General features: G+C 63.4%; 19 protein-coding genes. 8 read left to right on the top strand and 11 right to left on the bottom strand.

What is annotated here, in order from left to right; translation table 11 throughout:
• Window positions 1–230: 230 nt before the first annotated feature.
• Window positions 231–1118, bottom strand: a complete 888-nt coding sequence (locus tag ACVOK8_RS14740; protein ID WP_481567487.1) for a LysR family transcriptional regulator — start codon at window positions 1116–1118, stop codon at window positions 231–233.
• 105 nt (window positions 1119–1223) lie between these two features.
• On the opposite strand from ACVOK8_RS14740, the gene ACVOK8_RS14735 reads away from it, so the two are divergent.
• On the top strand, window positions 1224–2657 hold the full coding sequence (locus ACVOK8_RS14735) for an MFS transporter (RefSeq protein WP_481567483.1): 1434 nt from the start codon (window positions 1224–1226) through the stop codon (window positions 2655–2657).
• On the top strand, window positions 2654–3340 hold the full coding sequence (locus tag ACVOK8_RS14730; protein ID WP_481567482.1) for a DUF7716 domain-containing protein: 687 nt from the start codon (window positions 2654–2656) through the stop codon (window positions 3338–3340). The genes ACVOK8_RS14735 and ACVOK8_RS14730 overlap by 4 nt, the downstream gene beginning before the upstream one ends.
• A gap of 162 nt (window positions 3341–3502) precedes the next feature.
• Here ACVOK8_RS14730 and ACVOK8_RS14725 read toward each other — a convergent pair whose 3' ends face one another.
• The 4 genes from ACVOK8_RS14725 to ACVOK8_RS14710 are packed head-to-tail and all read right to left on the bottom strand — an operon-like array spanning window position 3503 to window position 6369.
• Complete coding sequence (locus ACVOK8_RS14725) at window positions 3503–4318, bottom strand: N-formylglutamate amidohydrolase (RefSeq protein ID WP_481567481.1); 816 nt, start codon at window positions 4316–4318, stop codon at window positions 3503–3505.
• A complete protein-coding gene (locus ACVOK8_RS14720; RefSeq protein ID WP_481567480.1) occupies window positions 4311–4862 on the bottom strand; it encodes an NUDIX hydrolase in 552 nt (183 codons plus the stop codon). The genes ACVOK8_RS14725 and ACVOK8_RS14720 overlap by 8 nt, the downstream gene beginning before the upstream one ends.
• Window positions 4859–5806: a 5'-3' exonuclease gene (locus ACVOK8_RS14715; RefSeq protein ID WP_481567486.1), complete on the bottom strand. Its 948-nt coding sequence runs from the start codon at window positions 5804–5806 to the stop codon at window positions 4859–4861. Before ACVOK8_RS14715 ends, ACVOK8_RS14720 begins: the two co-directional genes overlap by 4 nt.
• Window positions 5794–6369 (bottom strand): nitroreductase family protein, encoded by a 576-nt coding sequence (locus ACVOK8_RS14710; protein ID WP_481567479.1) that lies wholly within the window; start codon window positions 6367–6369, stop codon window positions 5794–5796. Before ACVOK8_RS14710 ends, ACVOK8_RS14715 begins: the two co-directional genes overlap by 13 nt.
• A gap of 311 nt (window positions 6370–6680) precedes the next feature.
• Between ACVOK8_RS14710 and ACVOK8_RS14705 the strand changes: the two genes are divergently transcribed.
• A complete protein-coding gene (locus ACVOK8_RS14705) occupies window positions 6681–8990 on the top strand; it encodes a DUF1631 domain-containing protein (protein WP_481567478.1) in 2310 nt (769 codons plus the stop codon).
• 88 nt (window positions 8991–9078) lie between these two features.
• On the top strand, window positions 9079–10182 hold the full coding sequence (locus ACVOK8_RS14700) for an NAD(P) transhydrogenase subunit alpha (RefSeq protein ID WP_481567477.1): 1104 nt from the start codon (window positions 9079–9081) through the stop codon (window positions 10180–10182).
• Window positions 10183–10723: 541 nt separating this feature from the next.
• Here the strand turns inward: ACVOK8_RS14700 and ACVOK8_RS14695 are convergent.
• The 3 genes from ACVOK8_RS14695 to ACVOK8_RS14685 are packed head-to-tail and all read right to left on the bottom strand — an operon-like array spanning window position 10724 to window position 12053.
• On the bottom strand, window positions 10724–11146 hold the full coding sequence (locus ACVOK8_RS14695) for a DUF3106 domain-containing protein (RefSeq protein WP_481567476.1): 423 nt from the start codon (window positions 11144–11146) through the stop codon (window positions 10724–10726).
• Window positions 11147–11151: 5 nt separating this feature from the next.
• Window positions 11152–11505: a hypothetical protein gene (locus ACVOK8_RS14690; protein ID WP_481567475.1), complete on the bottom strand. Its 354-nt coding sequence runs from the start codon at window positions 11503–11505 to the stop codon at window positions 11152–11154.
• A complete protein-coding gene (locus tag ACVOK8_RS14685; protein WP_481567474.1) occupies window positions 11502–12053 on the bottom strand; it encodes an RNA polymerase sigma factor in 552 nt (183 codons plus the stop codon). Before ACVOK8_RS14685 ends, ACVOK8_RS14690 begins: the two co-directional genes overlap by 4 nt.
• Before the next feature lie 138 nt (window positions 12054–12191).
• On the opposite strand from ACVOK8_RS14685, the gene ACVOK8_RS14680 reads away from it, so the two are divergent.
• From ACVOK8_RS14680 to ACVOK8_RS14670, 3 genes are read left to right on the top strand one after another with little or no spacing between them, the layout of a single operon-like run.
• The gene (locus ACVOK8_RS14680; protein WP_282267096.1) at window positions 12192–12494 is read left to right on the top strand and encodes an NAD(P) transhydrogenase subunit alpha part 2; all 303 of its coding nucleotides are present in this window, start codon (window positions 12192–12194) and stop codon (window positions 12492–12494) included.
• On the top strand, window positions 12491–12988 hold the full coding sequence (locus ACVOK8_RS14675) for a hypothetical protein (protein WP_481567473.1): 498 nt from the start codon (window positions 12491–12493) through the stop codon (window positions 12986–12988). Before ACVOK8_RS14680 ends, ACVOK8_RS14675 begins: the two co-directional genes overlap by 4 nt.
• A complete protein-coding gene (locus tag ACVOK8_RS14670; RefSeq protein ID WP_481567472.1) occupies window positions 12985–14421 on the top strand; it encodes an NAD(P)(+) transhydrogenase (Re/Si-specific) subunit beta in 1437 nt (478 codons plus the stop codon). The genes ACVOK8_RS14675 and ACVOK8_RS14670 overlap by 4 nt, the downstream gene beginning before the upstream one ends.
• A gap of 16 nt (window positions 14422–14437) precedes the next feature.
• Here the strand turns inward: ACVOK8_RS14670 and ACVOK8_RS14665 are convergent, their stop codons facing one another.
• Window positions 14438–15385: a helix-turn-helix domain-containing protein gene (locus ACVOK8_RS14665; RefSeq protein WP_481567471.1), complete on the bottom strand. Its 948-nt coding sequence runs from the start codon at window positions 15383–15385 to the stop codon at window positions 14438–14440.
• Window positions 15386–15795: 410 nt separating this feature from the next.
• On the bottom strand, window positions 15796–16707 hold the full coding sequence (locus ACVOK8_RS14660) for a helix-turn-helix domain-containing protein (protein ID WP_481567470.1): 912 nt from the start codon (window positions 16705–16707) through the stop codon (window positions 15796–15798).
• A 409-nt stretch (window positions 16708–17116) separates the two neighbouring features.
• Here ACVOK8_RS14660 and ACVOK8_RS14655 point away from each other — a divergent pair, with 409 nt between their 5' ends.
• Window positions 17117–18937 (top strand): sulfotransferase family protein, encoded by a 1821-nt coding sequence (locus ACVOK8_RS14655; protein WP_481567469.1) that lies wholly within the window; start codon window positions 17117–17119, stop codon window positions 18935–18937.
• Here ACVOK8_RS14655 and ACVOK8_RS14650 read toward each other — a convergent pair.
• On the bottom strand, window positions 18922–19341 hold the full coding sequence (locus tag ACVOK8_RS14650; RefSeq protein ID WP_481567468.1) for a 2OG-Fe(II) oxygenase: 420 nt from the start codon (window positions 19339–19341) through the stop codon (window positions 18922–18924). The genes ACVOK8_RS14655 and ACVOK8_RS14650 overlap by 16 nt on opposite strands.
• Between the last annotated feature and the right edge of the window lie 161 nt (window positions 19342–19502).

Raw genomic sequence — 19502 nt, 5'->3', positions numbered from 1 at the left:
GCGATAGTGTGCGCGCCGCCGCCGCGCCGCCCCCCCCCCCCGAATTTTCTTGTTTTTTGCCCGCCTCCAACCCCCCCCCCCCCCCCCCCCCCCCCCACTACCAGGGGCTGTGCTTGATCAAAAAATCACCAGTGGCTGCAAAGGTCTGGTGTACAAGGCTTGTGCGAGCTTATCCACAGCTTGTGTAACCGTCAGGGCACAGCCTGTGTGGACAACGTGACATTGCGGTTTCACCATTCGCCAGCCAGCAATGCCTCTGCCAGAACCTTCAACTTGGGCGATACCTGCCTTGACGGCGGATAGACCAGTGACAGGGCGCGGCTGCGTCCTTCATTGGCCTGCAGCACCCGCCGCAGGCGCCCGTCGGCCAGGGCGTCGGCGACGGCGAAGTCCATCACCTGGACGATGCCGACGCCTGCCAGCGCGGCTTCCACCAGCGGGTCGCCGCTGTCGAACACCATCCGCGTCGGCGGGGTGAAGTCGTGTATCTGCCCGTCCAGCGCCCGGAACTGCCAGTCGACCAAGCGTCCACTGCGCAGATTGCGCACCGCAAGACAGGTGTGTTCCTGCAGTGCTTCCACCGTTGCAGGCTCTCCATAGCGGGTAAGGTAATCCGGCGCGGCAACCGTTACCCAACGCAAAGGCCGTAACGGGCGCGCCACCATCCGGACATCGCTGATCGGGCCGGTGCGCAGGGCGGCATCGAATCCTTCTTCGGCCAGATCGACCAGGCGGTCGTTGAGCACCAGTTCGAACTGCAGCTGTGGGTGCACGGCGATCAGCTTTCCTGCCAAGGGCACCAATACCTTGCGCCCGAACATCGAGGGTGCGGTCAGCTTCAATACTCCCGATGGCAGGCATGGGCGGTCACCCAACTGTCGCTGCGCATCTTCCAGTCCGGCCAGCAGCGGCTGGCAGTGCTCTACGAACTGGCGCCCATCCGGAGTCAGGCTGACGTTGCGGGTATTGCGGTGGAGCAGGCGTACGCCGAGCGACTGTTCAAGACGGCTGATTGCCCGTGACAGGCCCGACTGACTGAGCCCGAGCTGCCCTGCAGCTATGGTGAAACTGCAGGCATCGGCAACCTGCACCAGCATGCGTACGGCGTTGAGGTCCATGGTGTCCATTGATGCAAATTCGCATTACAGATATGTGCACATCCTGATTTATCTGCACGACCGCATCAATAAGACTGGGCGCCTCCGTGTTTCTGGATCCGCGCAATGCATGTTTCATCGTCACCACAGTTCTCCACGCCCCGGCTGGCGCTCGCGCTGCTGGCCACGGCACAGCTGATCATCGCCCTCGACGCGACCATCATCTTCGTCGCCCTGCATGACATGGGCCGGGCGCTGCAGATCAATGCGCAGCAACTGCAATGGGTGGTCAGTGCCTATACCGTGGCCTTTGGTGGCTGTCTGTTGCTGGGCGGCCGCGCAGCCGACCTGCTCGGCAAGCGCCGCTTCTATCGGTTGGGAATGGCCTTGTTCGCGCTGGCCTCGCTGGTGGGCGGCTTCAGCAGCAGCGCATGGCTGTTGGTGGCGGCACGGGCGGTCCAGGGTATTGGTGCTGCCTTGTTGTTCCCGGCCACCCTGGCCTTGATCAATACGCTGTATGCCGAAGGCGCGCCGCGTAATCGCGCGCTGGCAATCTGGAGCATGGCCAGCGCCGGTGGTCTTGCATTGGGGACGCTGCTCGGTGGCGTGCTCACCCAGCAGTTCGGCTGGGCATCGGTGCTGCTGGTGATCGTGCCGCTTGCCGGGGCCTGTGCAGTGTTGGGTGGCTATTGGTTGCCGTTGGACGGGCCGCGTGCGCGCGGCCGTTCCTTCGATCTCGCCGGCTGCTTCACCGTGACCGTTGGCGGCAGCCTGCTGGTCACCACCTTGGTGCAGGGGCCGGAATGGGGTTGGGCAGCGCCAATAACGTTGGCTTGCCTGCTGCTGTCGTTGTTGTTGCTGGCAGCGTTCGTGCTGGTCGAAAAGCGCAGTGCCGATCCGCTGATGCACTTCGCCTTGCTGCGGGTGCCGGGGCTGCGTGCCGCGATGTGGCTGACCATGTTGTTCATGAGCAGCTACGGCGTGCAGTACTACTTCCTTGCGCTGTACTACCAGGATGGCTACGGCTGGAGCCCGTTGCAGGCAGGCATGGCGTTCCTGCCGCCGACGCTGGTGTGCACCTTCGGCATCCGCATCGCCGAGCGCATGTTGGCGGTGCGTTCGCCACGGCAGGTACTGGCGTGGGGCTTGGCGGCGGGAGCATTGGGAATTGCTGGCGTGGCCTTTGCATTGCCGCACGGTGCTGGTTATTGGCCGCTGCTGCCGGGCATCGTGCTGCTCAGCCTGGGCCAGGGCATGACCTGGACGGCGATGTGGATCGTGGCCGGGCAGGGCGTTCCTGCCGCGCAGCAAGGCGTGGCTTCCGGCATGGCCGCGACCGCGCAGCAGATCGGCGGTGCCCTAGGCCTGGCTGTGCTGGTGATGCTGGCCAATGCGGCACGTGCAACCGCACCGGCTGACAGCGCGCAGGCGCTGCAGGGCTTGGTCCATGCGCAATATGGTGCTGCGCTGTTCGCCGCACTCGGCGTGGTGGTCGCATTGCGCCTGCGGCCGGTACAGCTAGACTGCAGCTCCGCCGATTGCCTGCCAAGCGACGCATGATCGAACTGTTGGATCTCCGCCAGACCCTGGACAGCTTCGCCAGCTGCAATGACGACGATGAGGTGTGGGCGCGCTACGGCTGGGTCCACGCCAGTGATGGCGGTGCGCTCGGTGCTTCGTTCTGGCTTCCGGCCAGCGAAGCGGAGGCGTTCGACGATGATGAGTTGCCGACGGCGGCGCGTGTCTTGGGTCTTTCGAGTTTCCTGGAGCCGGCGACTTTCGCCGATGTGCTCGACGTGCAGAAGCGCCAGCGTCCACTATCGACGCTGGAGGACTACGCAGCGGCACTGGATTACTACGCCGAATACGACGCGTTCCTGCAGGTGCCGGATATCGATGAAGCCCTCGGCGAGGCTTCCGATGCGGAGCAGGCAGCGGCGCTGGCGATGGGTGTCGGTCCTGGCATCTACGCCAGTTTCGATGTGGTGCTGGCGCAATGTCCCGTGCAATGCGTGAAAGATGCAGCGCGGCAGGTGGCTGGGTTGTTGGGGGTATCGATTGGCGAGGCTTTAGCTGCTTGCCGCGATCTGCCGGTATGCCTGGGTGAACAGTTGGACCGGAAGCGCTGCGCCGGGATTGTCGTGGCCTTCGACGCCTTCGGCGTGCCGTTGCAGGTGCGGGGCTACAAACCTTTTCCATGGTCCGACCTGCCAACGCCGACGCTTGTTGTAGGAGCGGCGTAAGCTGCGAAGCCGGCGATGCATGGCGCAAGCATTGCTGGTAACGGAAACTGCACCAGCTTCGCGGCTTACGCCGCTCCTACAAACACAGCAGCACCCTGTAGTGCCGAGCCATGCCCGGCAGGGGCGTTACAAACACCATCAGCTTCGCGGCTTACGCCGCTCCTACAACGCAGTGCAAGGTTCCTGCATGGCGAGCAGTGCTGACTGCAAACGGCGGAAAATCCGCTCCAATCGCTCTGCCCAGGCCTGTTGGCCCGCTGCATCGGCAATCAGGTCCTGGCGGATCTCCAGTTCGACATGCACCAGCCTGCGGCCTTCGCCATGTACCGGTACTGCGTAGTCGCTGCTGCTGTTGACCGAATACGGTTGGTTGTCGCCCACCACCAGATCGCCTTCCTCACGCAATGCCTGCAGCAGCGCATGCGCAAAACGCGTGTCCTGGTGATAGAGCACGCCAACATGCCAAGGACGCTGTGTGCCATTCATGGCCGGGGTGAAGCTGTGCATCATCACCAGCAGGGTCGGCACGCCTGCATCGCGCCGGCGGTCCAGCTCGGCGTCGATGCGTGCATGGTAGGGCGCGTGGATCGCATCGATGCGCTGTTGGCGTTGCTGCGGATCAAGGCCGAGATTGCCGGGAACAGCGGTGCCATCGCTGACTTCAGGAATCAGCGTCGGCGACACCAGCGGTCGGTTGCAGTCGATCAACAGCCGCGAATAGGCCTGCTCGATGGCCCAGGCGTCCAGACGTTCGGCCAGGGCGCGGGTGGTGCCGGCGATGCCGATATCCCAGCCGATATGGCGGTCCAGTTCTGCCTGCGCTAAGCCGAGATCCAGCAACGCCTGCGGCACGCGCTGGCCGGCATGGTCGGCCAGCAGCAGGAACGGTGAAGTACCGTGCGGGTTGTGAACCGTGAATACCGCCGGATCATCGGCGCCGAGCAGCGGCGCAATGCTGTGCAAGCCCGAATCAGCCACGCGGGCGACCATCCAGATGGTGCTCGATCATCCACAAGCCGGCCCACAACTTGGCATCCAGTTCGTAGCCTTCGCCCATCTTCTCCACCAGCCAGGCTGCAGCGCGCTGGCGCGGGATGCTGTGCACGGTGATGTCTTCGCTGGCATCGCCGCCGCCGTCGCCGACCTTGCGCAGGCCGGTGGCACGCACGAAGGCGATCTTCTCGCTGCTGGCACCGGAGGAGGTGGGGCCGATCATCAGCACTTCGGCATGATCGGCGGTCCAGCCGGTTTCTTCTTCCAGCTCGCGCACGGCCGAAACCTCGATGGATTCACCGGCATCGATATCGCCAACCAGTCCAGCCGGCATCTCGATGGTGCGCGCCTGCAGCGGCACGCGGAACTGCTCGACGAACAGCACCTCATCATCCGGGGTGACCGCGATGATGATCGCGGCCAGGCCGCCGGCATGGGTACGCTCGCTGTATTCCCAGCTGCCGCGCACCAGCATGCGCTGGTATTTGCCTTCGTAGACGACGCGGGGTTCGGCGGTGTTCTGGCTCATGCGAACTCGTTGACTGGAGTGGAAGGGGATTGCAGGCCCGCTGCAGTCATCAGCCGGCGCCGAGTCATCGGGCCAAAGCGCAATGCCTCGCAGAGCCCGCCTAGCATGTCGCCGTCGCCATTGGCGCGCACGAAACCGTCGGCGCCATTGTGCAACGGGGCGTTCAAGGCAACCGTGGTCAGTTGGCGGAACAACAGCGCCTGTTCGCGCTGCTCACGCAGCCGCACCGCCATGGTGGCGGCGCCGCGCAGGCGCAGGAACGGTACTTCGTCGATGCGCTCAAGCAGGCTGTCCATGCTGCCGAAATGGGCCAACAGCACTGCCGCGGACTTGGCGCCAATGCCGGACACCCCTGGGATGTTGTCGACCGCATCGCCGCACAGGGCCAGATAGTCGGCCACCTGGTGCGCATGCACCCCTTGGCGCGCCTTCACCCCGTCCGCGCCCCAGCGCTGGTTGCGGGCGTAGTCCCACTGCTCGTCGTGTTCCTGCAGCAGCTGTGACAAGTCTTTGTCGGCCGAGATGATGACCCCGCGCAAGCGGCCACGGCTGGCGTGCAGGGCACTGCCGATCAGGTCGTCGGCCTCGTATTCGCGGTCAGCCAGCACTTCCAGGCCCAGCGCGGCGCACAGCGCCTTGCAGTGGGCGAACTGGCGGCGCAGCTCATCCGGGGCCGGGTCGCGGTTGCCCTTGTAGGCGGGGTAGAGCGCGTGGCGGAAACAGCTGTCCAGGGCTTCGTCGAAAGCCACGGCGATATGCTGCGGGCGCTCGCGCTCCAGCAGGTCGAGCAGGAAGCGGGCAAAACCGTGAACTGCGTTTACCGGCCAGCCCTGCGCATCCTGGAACTCATTGGGGATCGAGTGCCAGGCGCGGAACACATACAGGCTGGCGTCAACCAGATAGAGCGGCTTCAGTGGGGCGTTGGCAACGCTCACGGCTGCCAGTCCTGCAGCAGCGCCGCCGGATCGGGGCGCTCGCGGTCAGGGACGGCGATCTTCGGCGTGCCGATATGGATGAAGCCGACGATCTGCTCGTTGCTGGCCAGGCCCAGATGGCGGGCGACTTCCGGGTCGCTGCTCATCCACGCGGTCAGCCACTGCGCGCCGAAGCCAGCACCCTGCGCGGCCTGCAGCAGCGCGAAGCAGACGCAGCCGGCGGTGAGCAGCTGTTCCTGCGCAGGCACCTTGGGGTTGTCCTGCAGGCGCGCGATCACGGTGATGATCAGCGGCGCGTGGGAAAAACGCTGGCGGTCCTTCTCGACCGCAGCTTCGGCCGCATGCGGATCGCGCTGGCGGCTGCGTTTGGCCAGAAACTCGCCCAGCGCATGACGGGCCTCGCCCTGCAGGCGCAGGAAACGGAACGGCACCATTTTGCCGTGGTCTGGCACGCGCACGGCCGATTGCAGCATGCGCAGCTGCGTGGCGTGGTCCGGTGCTGGCTCGCCCAGTTGCAGGGAGGGCACCGAGTGGCGCTGATCCAGCGCTTGCAGGAAGCAGTTGTCGGACATGGGTCACAGGGGCTGAGGCGGCTATTGATTATAGACGTCGCCGATGTACCGGCCCTTTGCCGCAGACCGGGGTCAGTTTTGTGCGCTCTGTTATCTGCCCTGAACAAACCTTGGGTCGCTAATATGCGTCGAGACGCTTAGCATTGCTGGTATTGCGGTGAAGCGATCATAAGGTGGGAAATGCGTACTGCATCACTTACCCTGTTCATCTTCTCCGCCTACCATGCGCGTGCGGATTCAGGGGCCGCGTCTGCATTTCCTCAATCGTTTACAAGAAGATCAGCGCCTGTATGGGTGTGGAGCCTTTGCGCATGATGTCCAGTCCGCATCCCGCCGGTCAGCCCGGTCGTAACCAGAACCTGCTTGGTGTGGCCCGCGAGGCCGCCCTGCCTGTGCTTTCACAGGCTTTTGCCAAGGTGCTGGCGGGGTTTGACGACGCCTTGTTCGATCGTGCGGAGACAGCGGGCCCGTCGCAGCTGGCGTTTCTTGATGGCATGCGTGAGCTGCGCCGCCGCCGCGATGAAATCTCCCGTCGCTTCGACTCGCACCTGCAGCAGGCCTGGGCCGCGCTGGACGCGGGTACCCCGCAGTCGGCCGAAACCGTGCTGGCGGGGCAGAGTGATGGCGGTCTGAGCCTGGTGCCCGAGCACATTCTTGAGTCACGCCTGGCCGTGCGCAATTTTGCGACCGTGCTGCTGCGCGACTGGAAGCAGGTATTGCTGCGCATCGATCACCGTCTGGCCTGGGTGGCCGGGGTGCCGGCGCTGGATGCTGACACCAATCCTATTGGTCCCGAGCACATCGGCGTTGCTGTGCACGAGGCGTTCTATACCTGCGACCTGACCGCCGAAGTGCGGCTGGTGCTGTTCAAACTGTGCGAGCGTGAGTTTGCCGCCGGTATCGGCAAGCTGTACGAGGCGGTGGACGAGCGTCTGGCGCAGGCCGGTGCGGCACCGGAGATCGCCACGCCGCGTCGCCCCAGCGCGCAACGGCCCTCGGCGGAACAGTTGGCGCAGGCTGCGCAGGAAGACGAGGACGGGTTTGATCCTGGCCACGCGCCGATGTGGGCGCGGCGCTTTTCCGAGCGCTGGAGTCAGCGCCGCGGCAGCATGGCCGGGCAGGCTGCCGCACAGGCGGCGGCGGGCTTTGAAGCCGAGCAGGCTTATGGCAATCCACAGAACATGGTGCTGGAGGCGCTGCACGAGTTGCTGGCGCAGAGCCGGCAGACCCGTGAGGGTGCGTCGGCGTCTACAACGGAAGCGGGGCAGGCCGGCGCTGGCCATCAGCGTTCCTTGAACCAGCGCGAGATGATGTCGGTGTTGTCGCTGCTTCAGGCCACGCCCAGCGCAACCCTGCGTGCGGCGGTGGGCGAGGATGGCGAATCGCTGGCACAGCGGCTCAAGAGTGAAGTGCTGTCCGGGGCAACGCGGCTGGGTGTGGACCCACAGCAGACGCATCTGGACCCGCAGGACGAGGATGCGATCGATCTGGTCGGCATGCTGTTTGATGTGATGCTGGACGAACGTGATCTGGAAGGCCGCTCACGCGAGCTGATCGGCCGGCTGGTGGTGCCCTTCGTCAAGGTCGCCATGCTCGACCGGCGCATGTTCGTGCAGAAGACCCACCCGGCGCGCAAGCTGCTCAATTCGCTGGCCGAGGCCTGCGAAGGCAATGCCGGCGAAAGCCAGGCCGAACGCGCGCTGATGGGCAAGGTCGAAGAAATCATTGAAAGGCTGACCGCCGAGTTCAACGAGAACCTGGCGATCTTCCTGACCCTGGAAGAAGAATTTCGTGACTTCCTGGCCCAGCATCGGCGCCGGATTGAAATCACCGAGCGCCGCGCCGCTGAAACCCAGCGCGGCCAGGAAAAACTGGAAGTAGCACGCAACCGTGCCACCGCCGAGCTGGACAAGCGCGTTGCCGGCGTCGCCCTGCCGAAGGCCATCGAAGACTTCCTGCGCCAGCCGTGGAATCACCACCTCACCCTTACCCTGCTGCGCGAAGGTGATGAAGGTGAAGGTGTGAGCGAAGCACTGAAGCTGGCCGACGATGTGTTGGAAGAAGTAGTCGAGGCGCGTCGTCATATCGTTGGCAAGCCGTGGCTGCAATCCAGCCAGCCGGGCCTGCGCAAGGTGTTTGCCAGTGTCGGCCTGCACGGCGATGGCGGCACCACGGCGATCGATGCGCTGCATGACACTTTGCAATCCATTGCTGAGCTGCGTCCGGAACTGGAGCGCGCGCTGCCGGAGCTGCCGCAGGTTGCTCTGCCGACGCCGCCCGCGCCGGAAACACCGGCCATCGAGTTTGGCAGTGCGACCAAGGCCGAAGACTTCGACGACACCGATGCCGAGCGCTTCCGCAGGATGGAGATTGGCACCTGGCTGGATTTCATCGACAAGGACGGCAAGATGCAGGCCGGCAAGTTGTCGTGGGTGAGTCCGATCTCCTCACGGCTGCTGTTCGTCAACCGGCGTGGCATCCGCTTCTGTGTGGCCTCGCCGGAGGAGCTGGCGGTGATGGTCCGACTGGAACGCCTGCGTCCGCACGTGGATGACGGCGCCTTCGACAGCGCCATGCAAGGGGTGATCGACCGCCTTGAGCCGCAGGGTGCAACGCACTGATTGCAAAGCGGCAGGCCAAGGGCCTGCCGCACAGGGCACCGGCTTTGCTACGATCCAGCGGTTGACCCGCTGCGCATCGAGGACTGGAATGGCCGTAGATGTCTTGGTATTGAAGGAAACCGCTGAAGGCGAGCGACGCGTTGCCGCCACGCCGGAAACTGTGAAAAAGCTTGTTTCAGCCGGCGCACAGGTACACCTGCAGGCCGGCGCGGGTACGGCCGCGGGCTTCCCCGATCAGGCCTATGTGGATGCAGGTGCACAGTTGGGTGACGCGCTGGAAGGCGCGGATCTGTTGTTGTGCGTGCAGGCGCCATCCTTGCCCACCATTGCCCGCCTGAAGAAAGGTGCGGTGTTGGTGGGCGGCGTGCAGCCTGAAGCCGACCCTGCGCGCGCTGCAGCGCTGCAGGCACGGCAGCTGCAAACCTTTCCGTTGGAGCGATTGCCGCGCACCACCCGCGCGCAGGCAATGGACGTACTCAGCTCGCAGGCCGGCATGGCCGGTTACAAGGCGACCTTGATCGCCGCACAGTTGGCACCGCGCTTCTTCCCGATGCTGACCACCGCTGCCGGCACCATTCGCCCATCCAAGGTGTTGATCGTTGGTGCAGGTGTTGCTGGCCTGCAGGCAGTTGCCACCGCCAAGCGGCTGGGTGCTGCGGTAGAAGGCTTTGATGTACGCCCGGAAACCCGCGAGCAGATTGAGTCGCTGGGTGGAAAGTTTCTGGACCTGGGCGTCAGCGCGGCAGGTGAGGGCGGTTACGCCCGGCAGCTGACCGACGAAGAGCGTGCGGAACAGCAGCGCCGCCTGGCCGAACATCTGAAAGGCGTGGATGTGGTGGTCTGCACCGCTGCCGTGCCGGGGCGACCGGCTCCGAAGATCGTCACCGCGGCGATGGTGGCGGGCATGCGCCCGGGCAGCGTCATCGTCGATCTGGCGGCTGAAACCGGTGGTAACTGCGAGGCTACGCAGCCGGGTCAGACCATCGAGGTGGGCGGGGTGACGGTTGCCGGTCCGCTCAACCTCGCCAGCATGGGCGCGGTGCACGCAAGCGAGATGTTTTCGCGCAACGTCTACAACTTCGTGGCCTTGTTCCTGAAGGACGGCAAGTTGTCGTTCGATTGGAACGATGAGCTGCTGGCCAAGACAGTGTGGCCGCAGCGCCCGGCCGGCGGCGAGATCCCGCCGGTCTGACCGGCAGGCATGGGGAGAGCCGAGCCACGCTCGGCCGTGGCTCTACCCGGAAGCCATTTTGTAGGAGCGGCGTCAGCCGCGAAGCCGGTCATCCATCGGGATGCAGGCTTGTCCGTATTTTCATTGATGTCAGCTTCGCGGCTGATGCCGCTCCCACAAGGGGGCTGATATTGCCTGGACAGCCCCTGCCGAGCATGGCTCGGCACTACAGGGCTGGATCGGCTCTGGCTTCAGCCCCTCTCCCGTTTACGGGAGAGGGGTTGGGGTGAGGGCGGCTTTTCGCTGGGAAAGCCCCTGCCGAGCATGGCTCGGCACTACCGGTCGGCGGCGCAGGCTTTAGCCCCTCTCCCGTATGCGGGAGAGGGGTTGGGGTGAGGGCAGCTTTTCGCTGGGAAAGCCCCTGCCGAGCATGGCTCGGCACTACAGGGCTGGATCGGCTCTGGCTTCAGCCCCACTCCCGTTTACGGGAGAGGGGTTGGGGTGAGGGCGGCTTTTCGCTGGGAAAGCCCCTGCCGAGCATGGCTCGGCACTACCGACGGGATCAGTGCGGGGAGCGCGCTGCTGGCGGGTTGGCCTGCACCCATTGTCGGCGCTGTTCCGGGCTCATCTTGTTCCACTGTTCGCGCAGCTGCTGGCGCTGGTCCTTGTCCATGCCGCGCATCTTGTCGAACAGTGCCTGCGCGTCTCGACGCTGGTCCGGTGACATGTTCTCGAAGCGGTGCATGCCGCGACGGGCCTGTTCGCGCTGTTCCGGAGTCATCTGTTGCCAGCTGCGGGCGTGCTCATAGCTGCGTTGGCGGCGCTCGGGTGAGGCGTTCCAGCGGTCACGCAACGGTGCTATCAAGGTTTCGCGCTGGGCCGGGGTCAGTTGATCCCATTCGGGCAATTGCTGCTGGGCGGCAGCAGGGGCGCTGGCACAGAGCAGCAACAGGGGTAGCAGCAAGTAGGGCAACAAGGTCTTCATCATCGTCATTCCATCGCCAGATTGTCGGAGCCCAGCCACAGGTACAGCTCCGGGCTTTCGTCGAACAGCAGGTTATCGTCGCCAACATCGGCATTCTGGCTGGCCATCAGGGGGGCGGCAGGTTGCTGTGTGCTGTGATTGAACTGCATCGCCACCGGTACGGCCAGCAGCGCCGAACAGGCGGTAGCCAGCCACCAACGATGACGACGCCACACCGATGGCGTGCTCGCCGTACTGACCTGCTGACGCACCTGCCGCAACCGCGCCAAGGTAGCCGGGGACAGCGCTGCATCAGCCTGCTGCTGCAGCTGGCGGGCCTGATGGTCGAATGTTTCGGGAGATGTGGGCAGGCGGTTCACCGCGTGGCCTCCAGTTGTTTCTGCAATGCGTCGCGCGCGCGCGACAGGTGGGTTTTTACCGAGCCTTCCGAACAGCCCATGGCCTTGGCCGTGGTGGCCACATCCAACTCCTGCAACACGCGCAGGCTGAAGGCTTCGCGCTGGCGGGCCGGCAGCTGCCGCAGCGCCTGCACCAGCTGCGCGTAGCCGCGCTGTTGTTCATGTGTCTGTGCAGGGCCGGGGGCTTCATCTGCCCAGTCGATGGCGCTGTCCTGATCATGGTCTTCCTGCGGTGCCCAGAACTTCAGACGGAAGCTGCGGCGGCGCTGCAGGTCGATGATGCGCCGGCGCAGGATGCTCCAGAACAGCGGCGTCCATTCCTCCGCCGGATGCTCGCGGTAGCCCAGCATGCGCTCCATGGCGTCCTGTACCGCGTCCAGCGCATCATCGCGCTGGCGCAGGCCAGCCTCGGCGAAACGGAACGCGCGCGGGCCTATGCCGGCCAGGAAGGCGTCCAGCGAGGCGGGTACAGCGGCAGGCGGCATCAGGGGCGGGCTGGTCACCAGCACAGGGTAGCGTCTCAGTCGTGGTCTCTGGGGGAGATAACGCACGGGGACGCAAACGGTTGACAACGCAACGGTCGCGCCAGCTTCGGCCAGATGGTTATGATGCCGGACAGGCGCTTCCAGCCTCGGAGAGACCAAGCAATGAGCGACGGGTTCGTAGCGTTGTACATCTTCATGCTGGCAGCGATTGCCGGCCACGTGATCATCTCGCGGGTGCCGGTGATCCTGCACACACCGTTGATGTCCGGTTCCAACTTCATTCACGGCATCGTGCTGATCGGCGCGATGGTGGTGCTCGGCCACGCCGACACCACGCTGGAGAAAGTGATCGGCTTCATCGCCGTGGCGCTGGGCGCAGGCAATGCGGCCGGCGGCTATGTGGTGACCGAGCGCATGCTGGACATGTTCAAGAGCTCGAAGAAGCCGGAAGGGAAGGACAAGTGAGTTCATCCGTCGGTAGTACAGACCGATCTTCGATAAGCGCACGGCAGGTTTTCCAGTGGCTCAGTTACCTGCAGTATCCGGCCTTGCTGGTGGCGTTTGCCTATGCGGCGCGGCCGCTGTTCAACGGCATGGATGGCATTCTCGACGCTTACAACAGTGCGCTGTTGTATGCGGGTGTGGGCGTCGGCATGTCCTCGCTGCAGGACCCGGCCAAGACCCAGAACAAGATGTCGAAAAAGGTCTGGGAAGACCCACGCAAAGGTGGCCTGATGCTGTGGCTGATCAGCGCACAGGCGTTGTTGCCGATCATGCTGGGTTTGCTGGGCGCGGCCTTGGCACCTACAACGGCGCTGTCGCAGCTGGCATTAGGTTTGGTGGCGTTCGGGCTGGGCATGATCGGACTGCTGAAAACCGCCATTGAAATGCGCGAACACCATCGCCTCGACAAGCAGTCTCCTCGCCCTACCGACACGGCTCTGGAGGCCGGTGCATGAGCATATCGATCCTGGTCAACACGAGTTATCTGGTCGCTGCCACGCTGTTCCTGTTGGGCCTGCAGCGCATGGCTTCGCCCAAGACCGCACGCAGCGGTATTCAGTGGGCCGGCGCGGGTATGTTGATCGCCACCGCGGCCACGTTCTTCCTGCCAGGTCTGCACAACATCGCCTTGATCGCGGTGGCCTTGGTGCTGGGCACCGGCTTGGCCTGGGTATCGGCCAAGAAGGTCGCCATCACCGACATGCCGCAGATGGTGGCGCTGTACAACGGCATGGGCGGTGGTTCGGCAGCGGCCATCGGTGCGGTCGAGTTGCTGCGTTTCTCCGAGTTGGCCAACCGTGACACCAGCCATTGGAGCGCGCAGGCCATCGCCGATCTTTCGGCGCGACTGCCGTCGAACACGGTGCTGGCGCTGGCGGTGATTGGTTCGGCGATCGGCGCGGTATCACTGTCCGGTTCGGTCATTGCCTGGGCCAAGCTCGACGGGCGCTTGGACAAGCGCGTTACCTTCCCCGGGCAGCAGGTTTTCAATCTGCTGGTCGCGGTAGCGATGGTGGTGCTGGGCGTATGGGCTGCGGTGAGCCTGCAGCCGGTGGCGATCATCAGCTTCTTCGCCGTGGCGCTGGCGCTGGGTGTGTTGATGACACTGCCGATTGGCGGCGCCGACATGCCGGTGGTGATTTCGCTGTACAACGCCTTCACCGGCCTGGCAGTGGCGTTTGAAGGCTATGTGCTGGGCAATGAGGCCTTGATCATCGCCGGTATGATGGTTGGCGCGGCCGGCATCCTGCTGACCCGTTTGATGGCCAAGGCGATGAATCGGCCGATCAGCGGTGTGCTGTTCTCCAACTTCGGTGGTGGCGGCCAGGGCGCGGAAATCAGCGGCACGCAGAAGCCCATCGAAGCTGCCGATGTCGCAGCGATGATGGCCTTCGCCGAGCGTGTGGTGATCGTGCCTGGTTACGGCATGGCGGTAGCGCAGGCCCAGCACAAGATCTGGGAGCTGGCGCAGCGTTTGATCGAGCGCGGAGTCAAGGTGAAGTTCGCGATCCATCCGGTGGCTGGACGTATGCCCGGGCACATGAACGTGTTGTTGGCCGAGGCAGGCGTGCCCTACGACCTGATCGCCGACATGGACGACATCAACCCCGAATTCGCCAACACCGATGTGTCGTTGGTGATCGGTGCCAACGACGTGGTAAACCCGGTCGCCAAAACCGACCCGACCAGCCCGATCTACGGCATGCCGATCCTGGATGTGGTCAATTCAAAGAACACCATCGTCATCAAGCGTGGCAAGGGTACCGGTTTTGCCGGCATCGAAAACGCCCTGTTCTACGCTGACAACACCCGCATGTTGTATGGCGATGGTGCTGAAGCGGCCAGCGCCCTGGTCAGTGAACTCAAGGCGCTCGATGGCGGGCATTGAAGCCCACGGGTGGTGGTCAGGAGGCCACCGCCCATTGCTGCATGGGAGCGGCGACTACGGTGTTGCGCGGAGGCGACAGGTTGGGTGCGGCTAGTGCGCTGGCCTGCACCAGCTGACCACGCCTGGCGGCGGTGGTGGTGCAGCCGAAGGCATGCTTGAATGCGCGGCAGAACGCGCTTTCGCTTTCAAACCCCAATGACTCTGCGATCTCGCATACCGATAGATCGGTGTTGCACACCATGTCCAGCGCTCGTTTGTTACGCAGCCTTGCAGCGTACTCGCTGGGTGTTTCACCAAAGACCTCGCGATAGATGCGGATCAGGTGTGTGGGCGAGTAGTTCGCCACCGCAGCCAGGCTGATCAAGTCCAAGCGGGTCTCGATGGTGCAGCGGATCAGGTGTTGCACGCGCAGCAGCCGTAACAGGGTCTGGTGGCGACGCAATATGGTGCGACCACTGCAACGTTCAAGCTGGTTCTGCATCGGCTGCTGACGTTCGATCAACGCGTCACGCAGCAACCCCAGTTTGTAGGCAGCGTCATTGACGGCGGGGTTGTATTTGAACCAGCGTGGTCGGCACAGGTGCACCACCGCCCGCGCGAGCTCGTTGTCGCAGGTTGTTTCGCGGGGGATCAGGCAGTTGAAGATGGATGCAGTGGATTTTGGCGGCTTCTGCCAGAGTGCTGCAGGTGCGGCGATGCAGAGCCACCAAGCTTGCTCACGGCTGATATGGCGCAGGCTGCCGTCGACCCATAGCTGCAGTTGCCGCGCTTCGAGCTGCCAGGGTAAATCACCATTGCCCAGCTCCAATGAGCCAGCCAGCACCAAGGTGACGCTGATCCAGCCTGCAGGAATGATCAGTCGCCCACCTTTGCCACGGGCGCTGATGGCGTGGATGCAGTCCGGACGCTGCATGGATAGATCGAGTGGTTGTGAACCCTGAATCAGATGATGTTTGATACCCATCACAGCTTCCCCCCAAGTGTCTGCGTGAACGGACGACGGGCGCGTGGAGCGAAACCAAGTGCACATTCACCGAGTTCGTACCGGCCGTCATGTGAGCTTTTGTGAAGCTCTACTCAGTTCAGACGTAGGGGGATGCCGATCACCTCACCTGCGCGAGCGGAAAAGAAGACCAGCCGGGGCTGAAATTGCTGAATTGGCGCGCGTAGGTAGACGTGCTCGCACCCGCCTGCGGCCGCGGGCGCTGTGCTCCGCGGCTGTCGTAGCCAGGGTGATACGCGGCGCAATCTGGGAAGATTCAAGCAGGCGTTGCCGGCAGCGATCGTTGGTCAGTGAACGGATCAGGTTCGTGGATTCGACTGCAGAAGCCCAAACAGTAAGGATTCGCCACGATGACGAATCTGTCTGTGACGTCAACCCGCGCGCAGGTTGAGCCTTGGCTGTTGCTGGTTGTCCGTGACTTTCGAGAGCTCGCTGTTGTGCCGACGGGCTTGGCTGGCAGTACAGCAGAAAGTCTGTTTGAAAGACCGGCAGAACGCGCTCTCGGTTTCAAAACCCAAGGCGTCGGAGATGTCACAAATGGAGAGATTGGTGTTGCATACAAGGTCCCAGGCGCGCCTTAGGCGGATACGCGTGGCGTACTCAAATGGTGTTTCGTTGAACACCTCCCGGTAGACCCGGATCAGGTGCGGAGGGGAGTAGTTCGCAATTTCGGCTAGGCGGTGGAGGTCCAAGCGGGCATCCATGTTGCAGCGTATGAGGTGTTGCACCCGCAACAAGCGCAGCATTGTCTGGTGCCGCCGCAATGCAGTGCGTCCGCTGCAGCGGCTCAGTTGATCCTGCAATGAGTGCTGCCGTTCCAGCAAGATGTCGCGCGCTACTGTCATTCCGTCGATGACTGCGGTGGTATCGCGGCTGTTGTTGAAGAAACGTGGACGTGCCATATGAAGGACGGCGCGGCCCAGTTCGCGGTCACAGCGGATCTCGCGGGGAATAAGGTGGCACGCAATCGTTGGCGCGCTTGGCAGGCTCTCCCAGAGCGCTGCGGGGGCTGCTATGCATATCCACCAGGCGTAGCTGCGACTGGTATGGCGAAGGTCGCCTTCCAGCCACAACTGGATGTGATGGGCGGCGAGCTGCCAGGGCGCATCGCTGTTGTTGATTTCCAGCAGCCCGGTCAGGACCAAGGTGAGACTGATCCAACCTGCAGGGACCAACAAACGGCTGCCGCGGCCATGGCAGATGACGGCGTGCACGCTACCCCCGGGCTGCCCGGACAGGTCCAGAACCTGGGGGCCATGAAGGCGGTGATGTTTGATTCTCACGTCGCTTTCGTTTTCCGAGTAGGCCGAAATACTTACCGGGTAGGAGAGCCAAATTTGGCCCGCTGCAACCTTGGATTGCGCCGAAAACATCGCATAGGCGGCCCGGTTCTGGCAACGAGAACCGATATTTCAGAATTGATGGCATGGGTCGTCCTCCGGTAAAAAAACCGGCGATTAAAAAAAACCCGGCGATTGCCGGGTAGGTTCGGAGCCGACCAGCTTGCCCGCTGATTTGGGGCTCAGTAAGGTCTGACTTGTGCAGAGAGAAGAGAGTGTTTTCAAGTCTCCGAACAGTTCCATGCTGCTGGGCGCCTGGGGCGAACGACCTGCGGAGGTTCGCAGTTGGATTGCCAAAAAATAAGATTTCGCGGCGGCTCTATTTGGTTCAGATGTAACCATAGGAGGTTCGATGCAGGACGAGTTGGTACTGGCGCTGGAAGATCTTGCGCAGGGGCAGCAGCATCTGGCTGAAACGAGGATGCGCCGGCTGCTCGCCCAAACCCCTGATTTCGCGCCGGGCATGGAAGTGCTGGCGATGGCCTTGGCCGCGCAGGGACAGCTCCCGGAGGCGCAGATGTTGTTCATGCGTGCTGCCGAACTGCAGCCTGCGTCCGCAGGTGCCTGGATGAATCTGGGCAACGTCTGTCTTGAGGCTGGCGACCACGCCGCTGCCGAAGCAGCGTTCACCCATGCACATGCCATGGGGGCTGGTGACGTGGCGTGGCTGCTGGGTTTCGGTCTGTCGTTGCTGGGGTTGGGGAAGTTCGCCGAGGCCAACCGGGTTTTACATGCAGCATTGGCCATTGAGCCCGAGGCTGCCGATGTGCGTTTGGCCTATGCGCAGAGCCTCGCTGAGATGGAGCGGTTTGAATCGCTTGCTCGGTGCCTGCACGGAATGGATGCGACGTCGTTGGATATGGGCCAACGGCAGGCGTTTGCATGGCTGCTGGCGCAGGCAGGCGACGACTTTGCTGCACAGGATGTTTACCGACAGATCCTGCGTGAGGCGCCAGAAGCAACGGAGTCGCGCGTGCAGTTCTCGCTGCTGCTGGAGCGCCTGAATCGTGTCGACGAAGCCGACAATGTACTGAAGGGCATCGCTGTCACCAGCACAACTGCGGTCACGGGAATGCATGCGCTCGCTGCCGCCCGCATCCTGCGCAGACAACAGCAATCGGACGCTGCAATCACCTGCCTTGTCACCGGACTGCAACGCAAGCTTGAGCCCGCGATGCGGGCTCAGCTGGGGTTTGAGCTGGCCCGCAACCACGACCGGCTTGGGCAGGTTGACTTGGCGATGAAGGCGTTGTCGGCAGCACACACAGCGGCGGAAGCTGCGTTCCAGCAGCGTTCGTCCGGGCATCACCTGCCAGGCGTGCTGGACTGGCTGCAGCAGCGGCTGCGGCGGGCAGCGCCGCCAACCTGGCAGCAGGGACGCATTGATGGACTGCCGGAAGATCCCGCCTTCCTTGTCGGCTTCCCGCGTTCGGGAACAACTTTGTTGGAGCGCATGCTGGATGTGCATTCGCAGCTGGATGTGCTGGATGAGCGTCCTGCATTGGAAGTGGCAATCGAGCAGTTGCGCGCTGCGGATGGCTGGCCAGGTAATGATCTGGACAAGGGGCTGTGCGAGCTTGCGCCATCTTCGATCGAAGCGTCGAGGCGGCGTTACTGGAACGAGGTGCAACGTCATCTACAGCCCCAGGGACGACTGGTGGACAAGTATCCCCTGACCATGACGCGCTTGCCCTATGTGGCGCGCCTGTTTCCGAAGGCGGACTGGATACTGTTGTTGCGTCACCCATGCGACTGCGTGTTGAGCTGTTACATGCAGGCGTTTGGCAGCAACGGCGGGGCCAAGGCGTTCGCCAGTCTGGAATCCACCGCGCGGACTTATGTCGCGATAATGGAGTGGTGGCATGAGCAGCGTGCTTACTCGCCTGCCCGCGTTCATACCCTGCGCTACGAAGACCTGGTTGGCGATGTCGGTGAAGAGCTGGCCGGGTTGATGGATTTCCTTTCCTTGTCGGTGGAGCAACAGCAGTTCTCTTTCGACAATCTTGCGGCGTCGCGAAGCCGGCGGATCAACACGCCCAGCTATTCACAGGTTGTGCAACCGCTCAACGCAGGGGCGGTGGGCAGATGGCGCAGCTACCGCGCGCATTTCAGCGATGAAATTCTTGCAATGCTCGCGCCATGGGTGACCCGCTATGGCTACGCGCTGGACTGAGCCTGCGGGAATCTCAGGTAGGTGGACAGGATGTACTTGTCCTGCTCCGGGGCTGGCCGCCCTTGGTGGGCATACAGCCAGTACGGCGGGAACATCAGCAGTCTGCCAGCGCGCGGAGCGACGCCGGTGTGCAGGCCCGGGAACCACGTTTCCCCGCCGGTCTCCACATCATTGAGGTACCACAGGAAAACCAGGTAGCGGTCGCAGACCTCATTGATTGAATCAAAGTGGGTCTGGAATTTTTCCTCGCTGCCGGCACGGTAGCGTTTGAGGATCAGCGGGCTGAGCAGAGGGCTGTCAGGTACCGCGATCGGCAGGCCGACATCGGCGTTGTACTGGCGCAAAGCGTTGCTGATCAGCTGCCGGAAGTAGCTGAGAAAACCGGCGTCGGATAGGCGGCTCACGTCCAATTCGGTCCAGGCGCTGTCATCGAGGCCAGGGCGTACGCCGCGGCCATTCCGTTGCTGGAAACGGGAAAGCGAGTTGAAGGACTCGATCAGCTTGGCGCACATCTCAGCAGGTAAGCTGTGCTCGTAGGTGCGGATGTAGTGCCGGAGATCGCTGC

Source organism: Stenotrophomonas sp. STEN083, assembly GCF_056759195.1.
This window is presented reverse-complemented; position numbering and strand designations above follow the sequence as displayed.

What these genes read in the sequence shown, in the direction of transcription:
- ACVOK8_RS14740 (WP_481567487.1), bottom strand. Translation starts at nt 1,118, where the DNA reads ATGGACCTCAACGCCGTACGCATGCTGGTGCAGGTTGCCGATGCCTGC.
- ACVOK8_RS14735 (WP_481567483.1), top strand. Translation starts at nt 1,224, where the DNA reads ATGCATGTTTCATCGTCACCACAGTTCTCCACGCCCCGGCTGGCGCTC.
- ACVOK8_RS14730 (WP_481567482.1), top strand. Translation starts at nt 2,654, where the DNA reads ATGATCGAACTGTTGGATCTCCGCCAGACCCTGGACAGCTTCGCCAGC.
- ACVOK8_RS14720 (WP_481567480.1), bottom strand. Translation starts at nt 4,862, where the DNA reads ATGAGCCAGAACACCGCCGAACCCCGCGTCGTCTACGAAGGCAAATAC.
- ACVOK8_RS14710 (WP_481567479.1), bottom strand. Translation starts at nt 6,369, where the DNA reads ATGTCCGACAACTGCTTCCTGCAAGCGCTGGATCAGCGCCACTCGGTG.
- ACVOK8_RS14705 (WP_481567478.1), top strand. Translation starts at nt 6,681, where the DNA reads ATGATGTCCAGTCCGCATCCCGCCGGTCAGCCCGGTCGTAACCAGAAC.
- ACVOK8_RS14700 (WP_481567477.1), top strand. Translation starts at nt 9,079, where the DNA reads ATGGCCGTAGATGTCTTGGTATTGAAGGAAACCGCTGAAGGCGAGCGA.
- ACVOK8_RS14695 (WP_481567476.1), bottom strand. Translation starts at nt 11,146, where the DNA reads ATGAAGACCTTGTTGCCCTACTTGCTGCTACCCCTGTTGCTGCTCTGT.
- ACVOK8_RS14680 (WP_282267096.1), top strand. Translation starts at nt 12,192, where the DNA reads ATGAGCGACGGGTTCGTAGCGTTGTACATCTTCATGCTGGCAGCGATT.
- ACVOK8_RS14670 (WP_481567472.1), top strand. Translation starts at nt 12,985, where the DNA reads ATGAGCATATCGATCCTGGTCAACACGAGTTATCTGGTCGCTGCCACG.
- ACVOK8_RS14665 (WP_481567471.1), bottom strand. Translation starts at nt 15,385, where the DNA reads ATGGGTATCAAACATCATCTGATTCAGGGTTCACAACCACTCGATCTA.
- ACVOK8_RS14655 (WP_481567469.1), top strand. Translation starts at nt 17,117, where the DNA reads ATGCAGGACGAGTTGGTACTGGCGCTGGAAGATCTTGCGCAGGGGCAG.